Annotated in this window: 16 protein-coding genes; 12 read left to right on the top strand and 4 right to left on the bottom strand. The window is 50.7% G+C overall.

Going from position 1 to position 16,668, the window contains the following annotated elements; translation table 11 throughout:
* The first annotated feature begins 81 nt into the window (after positions 1 to 81).
* The 6 genes from trxB to JW885_00745 all read left to right on the top strand — a co-directional run bounded on the left by trxB (position 82) and on the right by JW885_00745 (position 5,643).
* On the top strand, positions 82 to 1,041 hold the full coding sequence (gene trxB, locus JW885_00770; GenBank protein ID MBN1880676.1) for a thioredoxin-disulfide reductase: 960 nt from the start codon (positions 82 to 84) through the stop codon (positions 1,039 to 1,041).
* A gap of 26 nt (positions 1,042 to 1,067) precedes the next feature.
* Positions 1,068 to 1,280 (top strand): zinc ribbon domain-containing protein, encoded by a 213-nt coding sequence (locus JW885_00765; GenBank protein ID MBN1880675.1) that lies wholly within the window; start codon positions 1,068 to 1,070, stop codon positions 1,278 to 1,280.
* A gap of 458 nt (positions 1,281 to 1,738) precedes the next feature.
* The gene (locus JW885_00760; GenBank protein ID MBN1880674.1) at positions 1,739 to 3,442 is read left to right on the top strand and encodes a hypothetical protein; all 1,704 of its coding nucleotides are present in this window, start codon (positions 1,739 to 1,741) and stop codon (positions 3,440 to 3,442) included.
* Positions 3,443 to 3,627: 185 nt separating this feature from the next.
* Entirely contained in the window at positions 3,628 to 4,350 is a 723-nt protein-coding gene (locus JW885_00755; protein ID MBN1880673.1) for a hypothetical protein, read from the top strand.
* Between the two features lie 149 nt (positions 4,351 to 4,499).
* Positions 4,500 to 5,012 (top strand): OmpH family outer membrane protein, encoded by a 513-nt coding sequence (locus JW885_00750; protein ID MBN1880672.1) that lies wholly within the window; start codon positions 4,500 to 4,502, stop codon positions 5,010 to 5,012.
* A gap of 115 nt (positions 5,013 to 5,127) precedes the next feature.
* Positions 5,128 to 5,643: an OmpH family outer membrane protein gene (locus tag JW885_00745; GenBank protein MBN1880671.1), complete on the top strand. Its 516-nt coding sequence runs from the start codon at positions 5,128 to 5,130 to the stop codon at positions 5,641 to 5,643.
* A 174-nt stretch (positions 5,644 to 5,817) separates the two neighbouring features.
* Here the strand turns inward: JW885_00745 and JW885_00740 are convergent, their stop codons facing one another.
* Positions 5,818 to 6,246, bottom strand: coding sequence for a prepilin-type N-terminal cleavage/methylation domain-containing protein (locus JW885_00740; protein ID MBN1880670.1), 429 nt, complete (start codon positions 6,244 to 6,246; stop codon positions 5,818 to 5,820).
* Between the two features lie 891 nt (positions 6,247 to 7,137).
* On the opposite strand from JW885_00740, the gene JW885_00735 reads away from it, so the two are divergent.
* The 6 genes from JW885_00735 to JW885_00710 all read left to right on the top strand — a co-directional run bounded on the left by JW885_00735 (position 7,138) and on the right by JW885_00710 (position 14,049).
* Positions 7,138 to 8,499 carry a TrpB-like pyridoxal phosphate-dependent enzyme gene (locus tag JW885_00735; GenBank protein ID MBN1880669.1) on the top strand — a complete coding sequence of 454 codons (1,362 nt, stop codon included), beginning with the start codon at positions 7,138 to 7,140 and terminating at the stop codon, positions 8,497 to 8,499.
* A gap of 731 nt (positions 8,500 to 9,230) precedes the next feature.
* Positions 9,231 to 10,298, top strand: coding sequence for a GAF domain-containing protein (locus JW885_00730; protein MBN1880668.1), 1,068 nt, complete (start codon positions 9,231 to 9,233; stop codon positions 10,296 to 10,298).
* A gap of 72 nt (positions 10,299 to 10,370) precedes the next feature.
* A complete protein-coding gene (locus JW885_00725; protein MBN1880667.1) occupies positions 10,371 to 11,027 on the top strand; it encodes a Crp/Fnr family transcriptional regulator in 657 nt (218 codons plus the stop codon).
* Positions 11,028 to 11,045: 18 nt separating this feature from the next.
* Positions 11,046 to 11,810, top strand: a complete 765-nt coding sequence (locus JW885_00720) for a 3',5'-cyclic-nucleotide phosphodiesterase (protein MBN1880666.1) — start codon at positions 11,046 to 11,048, stop codon at positions 11,808 to 11,810.
* Positions 11,811 to 11,819: 9 nt separating this feature from the next.
* Positions 11,820 to 12,671 (top strand): acetyl-CoA carboxylase carboxyltransferase subunit beta, encoded by an 852-nt coding sequence (locus JW885_00715; protein MBN1880665.1) that lies wholly within the window; start codon positions 11,820 to 11,822, stop codon positions 12,669 to 12,671.
* Positions 12,672 to 12,750: 79 nt separating this feature from the next.
* The gene (locus JW885_00710; GenBank protein ID MBN1880664.1) at positions 12,751 to 14,049 is read left to right on the top strand and encodes a bifunctional folylpolyglutamate synthase/dihydrofolate synthase; all 1,299 of its coding nucleotides are present in this window, start codon (positions 12,751 to 12,753) and stop codon (positions 14,047 to 14,049) included.
* 175 nt (positions 14,050 to 14,224) lie between these two features.
* Here JW885_00710 and JW885_00705 read toward each other — a convergent pair whose 3' ends face one another.
* The 3 genes from JW885_00705 to JW885_00695 all read right to left on the bottom strand — a co-directional run.
* Entirely contained in the window at positions 14,225 to 14,617 is a 393-nt protein-coding gene (locus JW885_00705; GenBank protein MBN1880663.1) for a hypothetical protein, read from the bottom strand.
* Positions 14,618 to 15,364: 747 nt separating this feature from the next.
* On the bottom strand, positions 15,365 to 15,757 hold the full coding sequence (locus JW885_00700) for a hypothetical protein (protein MBN1880662.1): 393 nt from the start codon (positions 15,755 to 15,757) through the stop codon (positions 15,365 to 15,367).
* Positions 15,758 to 16,293: 536 nt separating this feature from the next.
* A partial coding sequence (locus tag JW885_00695; protein ID MBN1880661.1) for a hypothetical protein occupies positions 16,294 to 16,668 on the bottom strand: 375 nt, incomplete at its 5' end.

Genomic DNA, 16,668 nt, shown 5'->3' with positions numbered 1-16,668 from the left:
ACTGCTCGTGGTCTGGGACGGACCACAGGATACCGCCGAATGACACATCTCACCTGTTGACAAAGGAATGGTGATCATACCATGACGACATCTCAATACGATATCCTGATAATCGGGGCGGGCCCGGCGGGTTTGACCGCGGGGTTGTACGCATCCCGGGGAGGCATGAAAACCATCCTGCTCGAGAAGATGGCCCCCGGGGGCCAGGCCGCCACGACCGACGTTATCGAAAACTATCCCGGCTACCCGGAGGGAGTATCCGGTCCCGCCCTCATGGAGTCCATGGAAAACCAGGCCCGCAGATTCGGTGCGGAAATCGTCACGATTACCGAGGTAACCCGAATAATACCGGAAAACGACTTTTTTACCGTTGAAACGTCGGGAGACGCCTATACCGCAAAGAGCGTTATCGTTGCCTCCGGCGCCGAGCCGAAACGTCTGGGTATTCCGGGGGAGGGGAAATTCACCGGCAGGGGGGTGAGTTATTGTGCGGTGTGCGATGGGGCGTTTTTCAGGGATACGGACATCGCCGTTGTAGGCGGAGGAAACGCGGCGGTGGAGGAGGCCTTATACCTGACGCGATATGGAAAAAAGATATACCTGATTCACCGCCGGGACCGCCTCAGGGCCGACCGGGTGCTTGCCGAACGGGCCTTTCGCGATGAGAAAATCGAGATCGTGTGGGATACGGTGGTGGATGAAATCAAGGGCGAGGGCGGGGTGTCGGAGCTTGCCATCCGGAATGTCAAAAATAATGCCGTAAGCGCGTTAATGGTGGAGGGCGTGTTTATCTATGTCGGCTTTCAATCGAATACGTCATATCTTGGCGATCTGGTCGATTATGACGATAACGGATTTATTATCACCACACCGGACATGGCCACATCAAACCCTGGGATCTTCGCGTGCGGCGATGTACGGTCAAAGAAGCTTCGCCAGGTTGTCACCGCTGCGGGGGACGGGTCGATCGCCGCTTTTTCTGCGGAAAAACATATTGAAAAGCTTGAAAATCGTGAATATGGAGAATTCAGCGCCCCCTGACGGGCGTTCACAAGGGAGTAAAGAGAATGCCTCTCTACGAATATAAATGTAGGAAGTGCGGTCACGTCTTTGATGTGATTCACAAGATATCCGAAGACGCCCGGGATGTTCCATGTCCCGTATGCGGCACGAAGGACCCGGTCAAGCAGATGAGCGCCGTATCGTCGGTAACCGGCACAGGCACATCCGGTACCGTATCCGGCGGATCGTGCGGACCCGGCGGTGGAGGATTCACCTGAGCGAGGTGAGGAACGTTCTCCCGGGATTGGAGACGACATGACATGTCCCACGCACAGACACAAATGTAATTCCGACGGGACTGTTTGAATAAGGAGGATTTCCCCGGCAATCGGACTCCGGCGTATGCCGGGTCCGACGTTTTTTTCGGCGTGTTACTCATAAAAATCGGACGGAGTGCAAGGGTAAAAATCTTTTTTATGAATGGGGGCGAATCGTCCCCGTTTTTTTTTAAGATCTCTGTTGATGATGGCCGGGTTTGGAATAGGCGATAGTCCGAGGGATACGTGTATTGACATACACGGCCGCAGGTCACTAGCTTTTCATAAAATAGATGTTGGAGAAAAAGGCGTATACTGTAGATGGTTTTTTTACTTGACAGTAAGGTACATATCTGTTTCTATTGTGTAAACATATTATGTTGCGCATCGAACGTCCACGTTTTTCGGACAGAGTTGGTATGAAGATACAGATATACAAAAAGATAACCGTATTCGGTGGTTTTGCCGTTCTCACTTTTCTCCTTTTCTTTTCCCCCATTTCCGCTACCGGAGTCACCTGGGAAGACGGTCGGGCGACCATCGATTATTCCATGGAAGTATATTACGAGGAAGTATACGGAAACGTTGACCGCTCCAACCTGGATATCGATAACGAAAATTTTCCCCACAAACATCACGACAACTGGCACTACAACGAAAGTCTTCGATTCAGGCTGGACCAAAAACTCTCGGAAAAAATGGCCCTTGAGTTTTTTGCGTATATCCGAAATACCACCGATAAGCAAATCATGGATCATCGTTGGTATCTCCTGCAGATATATCTGCGCCTGTACGGAGATGATTTCGAACTTGCCGTCGGAGATATAAGCGAATACTATACGAAATATTCATTCAATAACACGTTTCTGGGCGTAAAGGCATGGTATAAACCCTCTCCCTCCTTCAAGTTTCTGGCCCTCGTCGGTCAGAACAGGGAGCCCTGGGATGATGAATATCGACATACGTTCGCCGGCGGGCGAATCGAATATACACCCAAGTCCGAATATCTTTTCGGCATGACCTACCTTCACGATGAGGTGACCTGGCTCTATTGGCGGGTGCGCGAGAATCCGGAATACAATTCAAACGTCAAGGATTACTCGAATGACATCATCTCCGCCGATTTCAGGGTGAAACTTCTGGAGAGAACCCTCCTGGTGAGAGGGGAGGGCGCCTGGAGTTATTATCACGAGAACAGGCGTGACTACCTGGCCGACGCCTACGACGGCTTGGCAATGTATGTGGAGGCCGATTATCGTCCTATTCGATCCCTAAAGCTCTCCTTTGATTATGAGTACGTGGAACCTGATTTTGTCACCGTCATGGGCACGGCCGCCCGGGACAGGGAGACATTCAAGGGTGAGGTTCGATATACCCCCACCAGCAATTTGAAGCTCTGGGCGGAATACAAATATACACGAAACCTTCTTGACCTTGATTCAGACGCCGAATATCGCACGTATCGCTCATATTATGAGACCGGCGCCGAATATCAACCCTTTCACGAAACCGAGGGGTATTTCCAGAGGCTGAAGCTGAAGTTTCAGGGCAAATTGTACTCCAGTTATTCAAATGATTCACCCCGCAGTGTCGACAAGGACACCTATGATCTGAGCTTCGTCGTCTCGAATCGATACAATACCATGTACTACTCGCTGGAGTATCGACTGCGCTATACCAATGATCATACCACCGACGGTACGGACAGAATGAGTAACTCGTTCGCCGTAAAGTGGGGATATACCTTCGACGCACTGTACCTCAGCTGGGATATATACTGCGGCTATAAATTTGAGTACAAGACGACAATGGAATACGGCCCGTATAAATTGTATGAGGATAACATTCAGATTCTGGATGCGGGTCTGGGCGTCACCTACGAGCCGACAAAAACCACATTGCGTCTGTCGTATCTCGGGGTCATCTCATACCTGGAGGAGGATGATCGCTACGATACCAGAAGAAACAGCACCAAGGCGGCACTGGAGCAGGTGTTATACGAAAACGATACCATTACCTCAACACTGGTTCTGAGTTTTGAGAATATGGATTATCATACCGATGATACCGGAAACAGTTACGGAGAAAACATCTATAAGGCCACACTGAATCTCCGCTTCTAACTCTTCTGCGAAAATCCTCCTTTCAGGTTCGGGTGGACGGTAAGGCGGGGTATCTATAAAAAAATGCGAGAACGCCGGATGGATGCCGGCGTTTTTTTGCATCAAAACTCGTGATGATTGAGACAGGAGAACTGATACCGCACCTGGAGAATATGTGTGACAACTATGACTGAGGTGAGACCAAAATGAGCGTGAGGATATCACAGGCGCTGAAGATTGCCGTCGCTTTGTTTCTTGTATCGACCGCGGCCGTTGCGGACGATACCGCTCTGGAAGACCTGTCGGTTGGAGATTCATTTATCCGTCCCGAACGGATCGTCCCTCATGAAGAGGTGGAGGTAAAACTGATAGTCGAAAATAAAGGGAACTTCCCGGTCACATGCATGGAGAGTATCAGTGTAAACGGCGAAGAGATCGAGCGAAGAGAACTGTCCCTTTCGGCACAGTGGGAGACATCAACACTGTTTTACATCATCATCCCCACCGAGGGTGCGTATCTTCTTACTTATGATGTGTTGTCTCCGGACGGATCCGAGCGACGCACCCTCTGGGAGGGGGAGATGCATGTTGACGAGGCTCCCCTCACCGGTGTGTATCTGACAATCAGCGGCAGGCTGGGCGTTTCTCCGCCGTTTCCCGAGGAGGGGGAGGATGTGGAGCTCTCGGTGATTGTAGAAAACAGGGGAGATGAACGGGCGGATGCGGTAACCATGTATTTCTATGAGGACGGTCATGCCTTTGAGCGATTCGTTGAAGATATCCCCCCCCGCGATGCAGTGGAAGTCACAACCTACTGGACCGCTGATGAGGGCGAAAGCTACCTGGAGCTGGTTGTCGACCCGAAGGGTGAGTATACCGGTCGAAAGATCAGATACAAGGTCGGTCGGTGGATAGACGTCGGACGTTGATCTGATAATGATTCGTTATAATTTTCTAATTATTATTTTCTTGCCCTTCCTGATTGAGTGTGTTACAAGTGTACGAATATTTCAATGGGGTATTATTTTTACATGCCCCTGAGAAACGAAATGAGACAAAACAAGGAGGAATGCAGTTTATGAAACGATTAGCTCTGTTTGTTGCGATATGTGTTATTGTCGCCATGAGCATACCCGCTTTTGCCGCAGACGTGAAAGTGGGAGTAATCGATCTTATCAAGGTGATCGATCTGTCCGAACCGGGGAAAAAGGCGAAAACCGAGCTGGAGTCGAAGCTTACCACCGCCGAAACGGCCGTAAAGAAAAAACAGGAAGAAATCCTCAAGATGAAGGAGGATATCGAGAAACAGGCTCCCATGCTTTCCGCAACCGCCTTGGCCGAAAAAAAGCGTCAGTATGAGGATGAGCTTCTCGAACTGCAGCGGATGGCGGAGGATTATGACTACCAGCTTCAGAATCAGTATTATGAATTGACCGCCATCATTTTCACACAGTTAAGCGAAGTTATCGAAGATCTCGGCAAAAGCGGCGGATATACCTTGATTCTTGAAAAAAACGGTGCCAGTGTTATCTACTTTCCAGAGAGTGTAGATATCACCGATGAGGTTATCAAGGAGCTCAACAATAAGTAGCCTCTCCCTGTGGCAAAAGACGTTCGCCGAAATACCGAAAGCCACGGAATAAGTGAAACGGTGGGCTGTCTTCGGCATGGTATGTAACGATGAGAATCGAGAAAAAGGGATTGTTATGAAAAAAGCGGCATGCGTTTTGGCAATTATATGCGCCGTCATGATTATCTCTGCCGGTGCATTCGCCGCAGAGACGAAATTTGCGGTCGTCAATCTCCAGAAGGTGCTCGAATTGTCGGATGCCGGCATAAAGGCGCAAAAGGAGATGGACACAAGAATAAACGCGGCGGGGGCAGACGTCGAGAAGGATGGAGAGGCCCTGATAAGAATGAGAGAAGAGCTGGAGAATGAGGCCGCTCTACTCTCCGCAGAGGCCTATGCGGATAAAGTACGCACCTACGAGAATGAATACCTCGAATTTCAGCGTAAGTATGAAGATTACGAGTACGAACTCTACATGATGGAATCGGAATTGATCGATGTGGTCATGAATGACGTTGTAGAACTCATAACTGAAATGAGCCAGAAAGAGGGATATACGATGGTCCTTGAAAGCAGGGTTTCCGGTGTGTTGTATGCCGATGAGAGCATAGATATCACCGACGAAGTAATCAAGGCCCTCAACAACCAGTAAACTCTTTCATGGAGTATCAAAAGTACGGCCCGCCTTCGGTAACTGAGGGCGGGCCGTTTCTTTTTTTGTCGAACTGATGCGTCGGAGTTGATACCGACATACTATAATGGTTCGCACGCCGATGATCTGAGCTCTGTCATGCCCTTTTCCGGGTGTTGTGTATCCGAAAGCTCGTCAATACGGATATGGATTTATCGTGTTACGTAAATCATTAAACTGGTTCCACGGTTCTCTATTGCGCTCCGTAATTATCCAGACATCCCAATCGGTGTCCCTATCGATATTTGCCGAGCACGTGGCGGTGAAATGATCGGGCTCTCCGTTGATATTGAGATACCAATTTTTATAGTACTTGGGATCGGATGCCGGCTGAAAATTAAGCACCGAAAAATCGCCGGTAAATTCGCTGTTTTCCGCATAATAGGCGATTTCAGCATTGAAAACACCGCTCATGAGTATTCGCGCCTCTGATTGCTTGGATTTTGCCTGAAGTAACATGAAACTCGGAATAGCAATCGCCGCGAGAATGGCGATGATAGCGACGGTAATCATCAGCTCTATCAGTGTAAAACCGAGGCGATTTGTGTGAGATCTGCCAACCATTTTCTGCTCCGTCAATAAGAATATTACACTGTATCCTTTAAATTCAAATATTGGTGGTTTAGTATAACACATGCTGGAGGAAAACAAACAAAAATATATGAAAATGCAGAAATATGTTGCATCCCGAAAAATGCGAGAAGCCGTCCCTCATGTTCTCTGTGACGACCGCTGTATTTTTATGTATGTCCTTCCGTCTATCCGATGAGTTTGTCTCATTAATAAAGATAGTACAGCATCTGACGGTGTTATCAGAGACTTCATCGGAGGGTGTCGTTCTTTTTCATGTTCGTATCTAATCCGGCAATCTACAGGGAACACAATGTGGAAGATGGGCAATACCGAATAATTACATGTCATATGTGTGTTGTGTTGAGACGTTACGCCCTTTGAACGCATTTTTCGAATGTAAAGGTATATCAGCGGTGCGGATGTGTACGAAATGGGACAATCGGGATGTCAATTCATGTTTCCAGCGCCTTGAAAAAAAACTTGACAGGCCCTCTATTTCCCGCTATGATTCGCTAAATAGTAGGGATTGAATGGTAAAAGCAAGAAGTGAATTTAATTGATACGACAGTAGACGGAATGCTTCAATATGAAAGATGGATGTGGGTGTGGCCCGGGTACATAGGTGCCTTGGTTCGCCCATAGGAAGGTGATGGTACGATAATCCATACCGCGGGCAGCCACAGGTTGCCCGCGGTTTTTTTTGGGAAACCAAGAAAAGACCGCGAGCGTTAGTACGCTGAGCGGTTTTTTTATTGAAATGGAGGGAGGTGATCGCCCCATGGGGCGACGGTGGAAATAGACATTTCGTATAGTATTTATGTGGATACACAGAGGAATTTTATGTCAACGCTTTTTTGTTTTCGATAAAAAAGGAGAAGTACAATGACGAAAAAAAGGATCATCCTCGATAAATCGGAGATGCCGAACAAATGGTACAATGTTGTGGCCGATTTACCGGTTCCGATGAAACCGACGCTCAATCCTCAAACCCTGAAGCCGGCAACACCGGACGACTTTGCGCCCATTTTTCCGATGGCCGTGGTAGAACAGGAAGTGAGTGAGAAGGACTTCATAGACATCCCCGATGAGGTGATGGAAGCCCTTTCCCTGTGGAGGCCCACGCCCCTGGTTCGAGCGACTCGGCTGGAGAAATATCTCAACACGCCCGCCCGTATTTACTATAAAAACGAGAGCGTATCGCCCGCCGGCTCGCACAAACCCAACACCGCTGTGGCACAGGCGTTTTACAACAAGCAGGCCGGGATGAAGCGTATCTCGACGGAGACCGGCGCCGGCCAGTGGGGGAGCGCGCTGTCTTTTGCCGGCAGTCTGTTCGATATCGACGTGACGGTGTACATGGTGCGGATATCGTTTGAACAGAAACCGTACCGAAAGTCGATGATCCAGACCTGGGGCGGCACGATCTTCTCAAGCCCCAGCGAAGAGACCCAGATCGGGAGAATGATCCGGGAAAAAAATCCGAATACCAACGGGACCCTGGGAATGGCCATCTCCGAGGCGGTGGAAGACGCCGCTACCCATGGGGATACGAATTACTCTATCGGAAGTGTCCTGAATCACGTGTGCCTGCATCAGACGGTGGTGGGGGAAGAAGCCCTTCGTCAGATGAGTAAAACCGGCGATTATCCGGATGTGGTCATCGGTTGCGTCGGAGGCGGCAGCAACTTTGCGGGGCTCGCCTATCCGTTCATCAGGGAAGTACTCAGGGACAAGAAAAAGACCAGAATCCTGGCGACCGAGCCGTACTCATGTCCGACCCTCACCAAGGGGCCGTATGCCTACGATTACGGCGATACCGCCATGGTGGCGCCGGTGATCTTCATGCATACCCTGGGCCATACGTTCGAGCCTCCGGGAATTCACGCCGGGGGTCTGAGATATCACGGTATGGCGCCGACGCTCTGCACCCTGTACGACCAGAAGATCATTGAAGCCGTGGCCTATCATCAGAACGAGTGTTTTGAGGCGGCGGTGACCTTCGCACGCACCGAGGGCATCATTCCGGCGCCGGAAACGTCACATGCCATTCGCGGGGCAATCGATGAGGCGCTGGATGCAAAAAAGAAGAAGGAAGAGCGGGTAATCCTGTTTAACTTCTCCGGCCACGGACACTTCGACATGGCCGCGTACGATAAGTACTTCGAAAAGGACCTGGAAGATTACGAATATCCCTCCGAAAAGATAGAAGCGGCGCTCAAAGATTTACCGAAGGTGGACTTGTAAGCGATCTTCCGGAAAATAATCCCGACAATTGCGTGACGACAGGGGCCGGATACAACATCCGGCCCCTGTCGTGTGTGGGAGGAATGTGAAATTTTTCATTTTTTCAAGCTGGAAATGAAGTATATACAACAATGTGCTAAAATTATATGATATTATAAGTAAAATTATGTATCCTATCCCCCCCGAGACATCATGGTAATGAGAGAAAACGGATGTACGAGTTTCGCTGCTGGAGAACTGGAGTGACTTCGGTCGACAGAGATGAAGTAAGAAAAAGTATCCTTGACGATCTGACCCGAATGTCGACGGAGATAGATAATCCCGAGGAGTTGGTCAGGCTGATGCTGGCGAAGATCATTCGATCGTATCAGATACAGGCATGTCGGCTGTTTATCGTGGATGACGATGCCGGCGGTATCCTTCCAATAGGACGTGGAGATTTTGATACATCGTTTTCGGATTCTTTTGGGAATTCTGTTGTGGCGCATCGGCTGTACGAAACAGCCGGTCAGGGTATAGTCAGACGGTTCGGCCCCGATGAAAACGGCGTGTATGAGGTGTACATCCCGGTGCTTCTCGGGGGAAACGGCATCGCCGTCATGAAGATTCCCGCCCGGGAGAAAAATGTTCCGGTAAATGATGACGTTGTCACCATCTATTTTGAGGCGGCATCCCTTCTTTCTGTTCTTATAGACAATATTCGCCTGATGAAAATTCGTGATCGCAATGCCATGCGGTTTTCGGAGTTGGCGCACTTTGCGGTCATATTGAATTCGTCGCTGGATGCACAAACGGTCAAGGAGCGGGCGATCGAGGCCGTCGATCACCTTATGGAGTGTGAGGTCGGTTCTTTGTTGCTTTTAGATGAACAGACTCAAGAGCTCTATTTTGAAGTGGCGCTGGGTGAAAAAGGGGATGCGGTCAAAACAATCAGGCTCAAGCCGGGGGAGGGTATCGCGGGGTGGGTGGCTGAACACAACGAGCCGCTTCTGATAAACGAGGTCAAGCAGGATTCACGTCATTCACAGCGGGCGGACGACACCTCACAATTTCGCACCAGGAACATGGTGTGCGTTCCCCTGGTGGTGAAAGACGAGATTATCGGCGTACTGCAGGCGATCAACAAGACCTATGAAAGAAACTTTACCGAGGATGACCTGTCGCTTTTGGTATCTCTCTCTCATCAGGTGGCCATCGCCGTAGACAATGCCCGTCTGTATGAAGAATTGAGGGAAACGTTTTTTCAAACGGTCGAGGCCCTGGCGGATGCCATAGAAAAACGGGATCCATATACCGGCGATCATACCAAGCGCGTCATGCAGTACAGCATGGCGGTTATCACACAGCTTTCCATCAATCAAAACGATGAGGAAAACCTGCGCCTCGCCTCGATTCTTCACGATGTGGGGAAAATAGGCATTGAAGATTCAATACTCAGAAAAGACACCATGCTGTCGGATTCGGAATTTGATATCATCAAGGAACATCCAGAGACGGGTGCGACGATTCTGGGACATATCAAGATGCTCAAGGACGCCATTCCGGGCATTATGCACCACCATGAACGCATGGATGGGACGGGGTATCCCTTGGGATTGACGGGGGGGGACATACCGCTGATCGCCCGCATTATTGCGGTGGTGGATACGTTTGACGCCATGACCACCGATCGTCCCTACCGCAAGGCCATGGATGACCGGGATGCCATCGAAGAGCTGCGGCGATTTTCCGGCACCCAGTTCGATGCTCATATCGTCGACGCATTTATATCCGCCTATAATAAAGGTCTCGTCAGGTGATGGAATAATGGTTTGACTTTACCCGCTTTTTTATGTAGAGTATAAAAATATCTTTTTGGGAGGTTTTATCCCATGTCCGCAGAAGACATTTTGTTGAAAAAATATGGTCGTGATTTTACCAAGGGCACGATTCTGTTTGAAGAAGGGGATTCCTCAAGCAAGGAGATGTATGTCATTCATGCGGGTAAGGTGAAAATCTCAAAGAAGCTGGGTGATCAGGAAACGATACTCGCCCATTTCGGCAAGGGCGAGTTTTTCGGGGAGATGGCGATCCTGAACAACAAGCCCAGATCTGCCACGGCGGAGGTTGTTGAAGACAGCACGCTTCTGGTAATCGATCCAAAAACGTTCGAGGACATGGTCAAGAGCAATTCCGATGTATCGTTTCGAATGATCAAGAAGCTGGCCGATCGTCTTGACGAGACGGATAAAAAAATAGAACTGTTGATGATAAAGGACGGTAACAGCCGGGTTATTCATACCCTTGAAAGGCTGTGCGAATCCGATGGGCGGAAACAGAATGGAGAGATCAGCATTCCTTTGACGATAGAGGGACTCTCATCCAAGGCCGGTGTGCGGATGCAAATGGTACAGGATATCGTCGGAAAACTTGAAAGGGCGAAAATTGTCAGCGTATCTCCGGATACGTTTACCGTTCTCAACACCGAAAGGCTCAAGCAATACTTCGAATTCCTCATACTCAAAGAGGAGTTCGGAGACTTGGGATAGGATAACCCGAGAACAGGTATGAGAATAAAGGTACTCGGGTGTGATGGCGGGCTTCACCCGGGCTTTTCATCACCCGCCTACCTTGTAAATGGCTCTGTCCTGTTCGATGCCGGTCAGGTGGTAACGGAATTATCCATCGATCAGCAGGACCGGGTACGTGACGTGTTCATTACGCATTTCCACCTGGATCATTGCAAGGATATCGCCTTTTTATCGGACAATGCTCTGGGACGGCCAAACCTCCCCATCCGCGTGTATGCGTCTCACAAGACCATAGAGTATTTTCAAAAATATTTTTTTAACAACATAAACTGGCCGGATTTCACCGCTATCATCTCCGATGGATCTCCGGTGGTGGAGCTGATCGGGTTCGGGATCGGGGATGAGATGACCGTGCAGGGCCTTTCGGTCCGCACGTTTCCGCTCATGCACGTGATCGAGTCGGCGGGATATATCATCGGTAAGGACGGCTCACGATTCATTTACACCGGCGATACCGGTCCCAGCGAGCTGTTGTGGAGAACGGTAAACGAACACGGCGATATAAAGGCGGTTATCGTCGAGACGTCCTTTCCGAACGAGCTTCAAAATATCGCGGACGTCAGCGGGCATTATACGCCCCAGACACTGGCCCGGGACCTTCAGGGCCTTGCCAGGGATGACGTCATCATCTATGTCCATCACCTCAAACCGAATCATTATGATCAGGTACAGAGAGAGATCGAGGCGATCGGAAGGTCGAATATCATCATCCTCAGGCACGGCCAGGTGCTCAACGTGTGAGTAAGACATATGGGATCAAAAACCGGACACGGACAGAGGAAACGGCACGGCGGCGCACATGCAACCGGTACCGAAACAGACAGCTGGCGCAAGTGTCCCGACTGTGACTCGATTATATTCATCAAGGAGGTGAGGCGCAATCACGACGTCTGCACCGCCTGCGGACATCATTTCCGCATCGGGGCGTGGCGCAGGATCGACCTGGTTGCAGACCAGGACAGCTTCGTCGAGCTGTTTGGCGACCTCGAGACGACGGATCCCATCGGTTTTACAGACAGCCTCCCCTATCCTGACCGCATCGAAAAAGCGAGGGAGAAAAGCGGCACCACCGAGGCGGTGATCGTGGGCCGGGCGGACATTCTGGAGCGAAAGGTCATCCTCTCGGTGATGGACTTTTTCTTCATGGGGGGAAGCATGGGGAGCGTCGTGGGGGAAAAGATCACCCGGGCCATCGAGACGGCCATCAAAGAAGAGCTCCCCTTCGTGTCCTTCACCGCGTCCGGAGGCGCCCGCATGCAGGAGGGGTTGATCTCGCTGTTGCAGATGGCGAAGACCACCTCCGCCGTCTCCCGCCTGAAGCAGACCCGGATACCTTACATCTCCATTCTGACGGACCCGACCACCGGCGGCATCGCGGCCAGCTTCGCCATGCTGGGGGATATCGTCATCGCGGAGCCGGGTGCCGTCATCGGGTTCACCGGCCGGCGGGTGATCGAGTCCACCATCAACCAGAAGCCGCCGGAGAACTTCCAGCAGGCGGAGGAAATCCTGAAACACGGGATGATCGATAAAATCGTCGAGCGCAAGCAGATACGAACCACCATCAGGAAGCTATTGGACTTTCTCGCCCCCCTATCATGACGATACATCCTTTCAAACCGGACGCCTCGACGCCGGGAAACGAGACTGTTTCCGGCGTCGTTTTACATGGAGAGCACAGGTGACGACGAGAGAACACCCGACCGAAGAAATGATCACGGAGGCGTTTCGATTCCTCGAGGGCCTTGCCGCCCGGGGGATGCGGACCGACCTCTCCGTCATGCGCCGGGCGGCGGCGCTTCTTGGCGATCCCCAGGACACGATCCCGGTGATACTGGTGGGAGGGACCAACGGGAAGGGGTCCACGGCGGCGTATCTGGGTGGGATGCTTACGGCGCTGGGAATGAAGGCGGGGTGCTATTACTCCCCCCACGTCACGTCGGTGACGGAGCGGGTGACCGTGAACGGTCGGGAGATCACCCGGGCCGAGACGGCCGCCCTCATCATGGAATTGCGGGCGAGCCGTGCGGAGGGGCTTTCCCCCACCTATTTCGAGTTCCTGACACTGCTGGCGTATCTCCATTTTTCCCGGAAAAACGTCGACTACGCCGTGATGGAGGTGGGGATGGGCGGGCGGTTCGACGCCACAAACATCGTAAATCCCATGGTGTCGGTGATCACCACCGTCTCCCTCGACCACACCCAATACCTGGGGGAGACCGAGGCGGCCATCGCCGGGGAAAAGGCGGAGATCATCCCCCCCGGCGGCCGTCTGGCGGCGGGGAGGGTGTCCGATGAGGCGAAGGCGGTGTTGATCAAAAGGGCGAAGGAGCACAATGCCGTGGCCCGGTTTTTTGGAGAGGATTTTTTCATGGAGGAGGGAGCGGGCGGCGTCCTGACCTACCGGGGCGTGAAAAGGACCGTCACCGGCATCCGGACGGGGCTCTTCGGCCGCCACCAGGGGGAGAACGCCGCGACGGCGATTGCGGCGCTGGAATATCTGGAGGAATCCCTTGGAGAGCGGGGGGTGACGATATTGGATGAGGCGATACGTGCGGGGTTAAGGGAGGCGCGGCTGCCGGGGCGCATCCAGGTGATATCGGAGCGGCCCGAGGTGATCGTGGATGTGGCCCACAATCGGGCCGCGGCGAAGGCACTGGCTGCGTATATGGGGACGCTCCCGGAAAAGCCCACGGCCCTGGTCCTGGGGATGATGGCGGATAAGGACATCGAGGGTGTAATGGAAGAGCTTGTTGGAATCGCCGATCGCTTTTTCCTGGCCCGGCCGGATGTCGAGCGGGCGGCGGGGACGGACACGCTGGGGCAGGCGGCGAAGGGATTGGGTGCCGTGTACTCACACCACGCAAGCGTGGCAGATGCATTGAACGCGGCGAGGGAATGGGCGGGGGAGGGAGGCCGGGTTCTGGTCACCGGCTCATTTCACACCGTGGAGGAGGCGGTGGGGGATACCACATTATAGAGATCCGTATGTGGTGTCTCGTCGGAAAGATGCTGGAATTATACGTGAGTAAAAAGACCGGGAGGAGATTTCTCCCCTCCCGGCAAAGTCCGGCTCGTTTTGTCACTGTGCGAGTGTCGTTTATCACATGCTGATGTCTTTTATTTCCAACGGCGCTATTATGGAAGTCATGTTGTTACTTGAATGAATCGAGCCAGTTTTCAGCATCCAATATATTCGAAAACACCTGTGTGTCCATCTTCGATTCTCGAGAATAACGCTCCGCCATAAATTTCACTGCATCTTCGCTGTATATTTCGGCTGTTCTTGCAAGACCCATATCCATTGCAAGTTTCTGGGTTTTTATGTGAAGCTCTGCGACCGGTTCTGGTGGAGGCTTCGCAAATCTGAGATCACCTACAACATCGAATCCCGGTTTTAGTTTTGACATGGCTGTTTTCATGTCTTTATAGTTGTCGGGAACAACGTCCAAACTTCGCCAGAATCCAAAAAGGTTGTAGTACAGCCTGTTCTTTTCGATATCAACGATGAGTTGATAGTATTCGTTTTTCACAATTTCCTGTTTCATCGGCACCCCCTCAACAACACCATGAATAATATACATTTCAAATATATTATATTGCTATTATTCGATGGAATCAAGAATAATTTCAAATTGATAACTATTATTGATTGATGATAAAGTATAGTTGTTTTGTAATAATATAAGAGATGTGCTGATCGAGTGGTTTCTTGATGTGTTTGAGACGGAGTATATCGAGATGTTTTCAGGGTGGAAAAACGTAGCGGGGAATCACCCCGGCGACAGAGACGATACGGGATAAGACGTAGAAACCCCGGGAGGCGGGGGCCACCTGAGTATTGTGTGCAAACTTCTTCCGGTTGTGGATTGAGCGGGCGACGGGGACGGACACGCTGGAAAGGGCGGCGTTGAAGGGATTGGGTGTCGTATACTCACGCTACGGATGCGTGGCCGAGGCGCTCAACGCGGCGAAGGAATGGGCAAGGAATTGCGGCCGAGTTCCGGTCACCGGTTCGTTTCACACCGTGGAGGAGGCGGTGAGAGATGCCGTCATATACGGTTTCGTAACGGTCTTCTGTTCGATACACATCCGGCTCTTACATGTTAAAAAAACCGGAAGTTGATTTCTCGACTTCCGGTGGATTACATTGTGTGTTTGATTTTATAGAAGTATTTCATAGCATATGCATGTTGTTTCTCTTAGATGGCTTTGTAATACAATGTACAAGGCAACGCGGATTTTACGCGGATGAAACAGGCAGTTGCGCGGGTTGCCTTTTTTATCCTATGACCTCATTCATCAAGCCATGCATCGGCCTCTTCTATGCTGTTGAAAAGAGCCATTTCCCCTTCAATGCCAGAGCCCTTCCAGACCCGTTCGGCGGCCATTTTCTCCAAGGGTTGGGTTACCACCCGGGCCGCTTTCCTGTAAGCAAATTTCGCGTTTTCCTTCTGGGCTTCGATAAAAGCCTCCATGACTTCAGGGGCGGGGGTTTTAAATTCGCGTATATCGGTCAACGTCGTGAAATTTGGCATGAGCATTTTCGGAAACTTGGTGAGGTCCGCTTTAATATCCGGCACATCATCAATGCTCTTCCAGTATCCCTTAAATGCGATATAGCATCGATTCTTCTCTCGGTCGATGTGAATTTCATAGAACTCATTGACTACAATCGGCTCTTTCATCGCTTTGTCCCCTTTTCTACTATAACAATCGTACTTACAACCTGAATATACTATAATATATTACCATACTAATATGAGTATGTTTTAAAGTCAAACACAATTCCGTATCTGTAGCGGGAGTAATGCCGTCATTACTCCGGCATGTCTGTACATACCACAGAGTGTCGTTGCATCATGGGTATACGTATTGCCGGAGGTGAAGTGGCGAGGTGTTGAACATGGTGAAGAAGGAGGCAGGGAGTGACAATCGGAAGGGTCGATTTATACGGCAGAAGAGGCGGTGGAGGATGCCGTCATATACGGTTTCGTGACGGTCTCCTGTTCGATACACATCCGGCTTTTACATATAAAAAAAACCGGAAGTCGATTTCTCGCCTTCCGGTGGATTACATTGTGTGTTTAATTTAATTGAAGTATTTCATAGCATATGCATGTTGTTTCTCTTTGACGGCTAAATAGTACAATGTACAAAACAACGTAAATTTTACACGGATGAAACAGGCGGTCGCACGGGTCGCCTTTTTTATCCTATGACCTCATTCATCAAGCCACGCCTCGGCCTCTTCTATGGTGTTGAAAAGAGCCGATTGCCCTTCAAAGCCCCCACCCTTCCAGACCCTTTCGACGGCCATCTTTTCCAAGGGTTGGGTCACCACCCGGGCCGCTTTCCTATAAGCATGTTTCGAGTTTTCCTTCTGGGCTTCGATAAAAGCCTCCATGACAGTAGGGGCGGGGGTTTTAAATTCGCGTATATCGGTCAGCGTCGTGAAATTTGGCATGAGCAATTTCGGAAACGTGGTGAGATCTTTTACAATATCCGGTACCTCATCAATGCTCTTCCAGTATCCCTTAAATGTGATATAGCATCGATTCTTCGCTCGGTCGATGTGAATTTCATAGAACTCATTGAC

The organism is Candidatus Zymogenaceae bacterium (genome assembly GCA_016931225.1).
In the GTDB taxonomy this organism is placed as follows: domain Bacteria; phylum Desulfobacterota; class Zymogenia; order Zymogenales; family Zymogenaceae; genus JAFGFE01.
The sequence above is the reverse complement of the archived record's forward strand: the minus strand, read 5'-3'. Positions and strand labels throughout refer to the sequence as shown.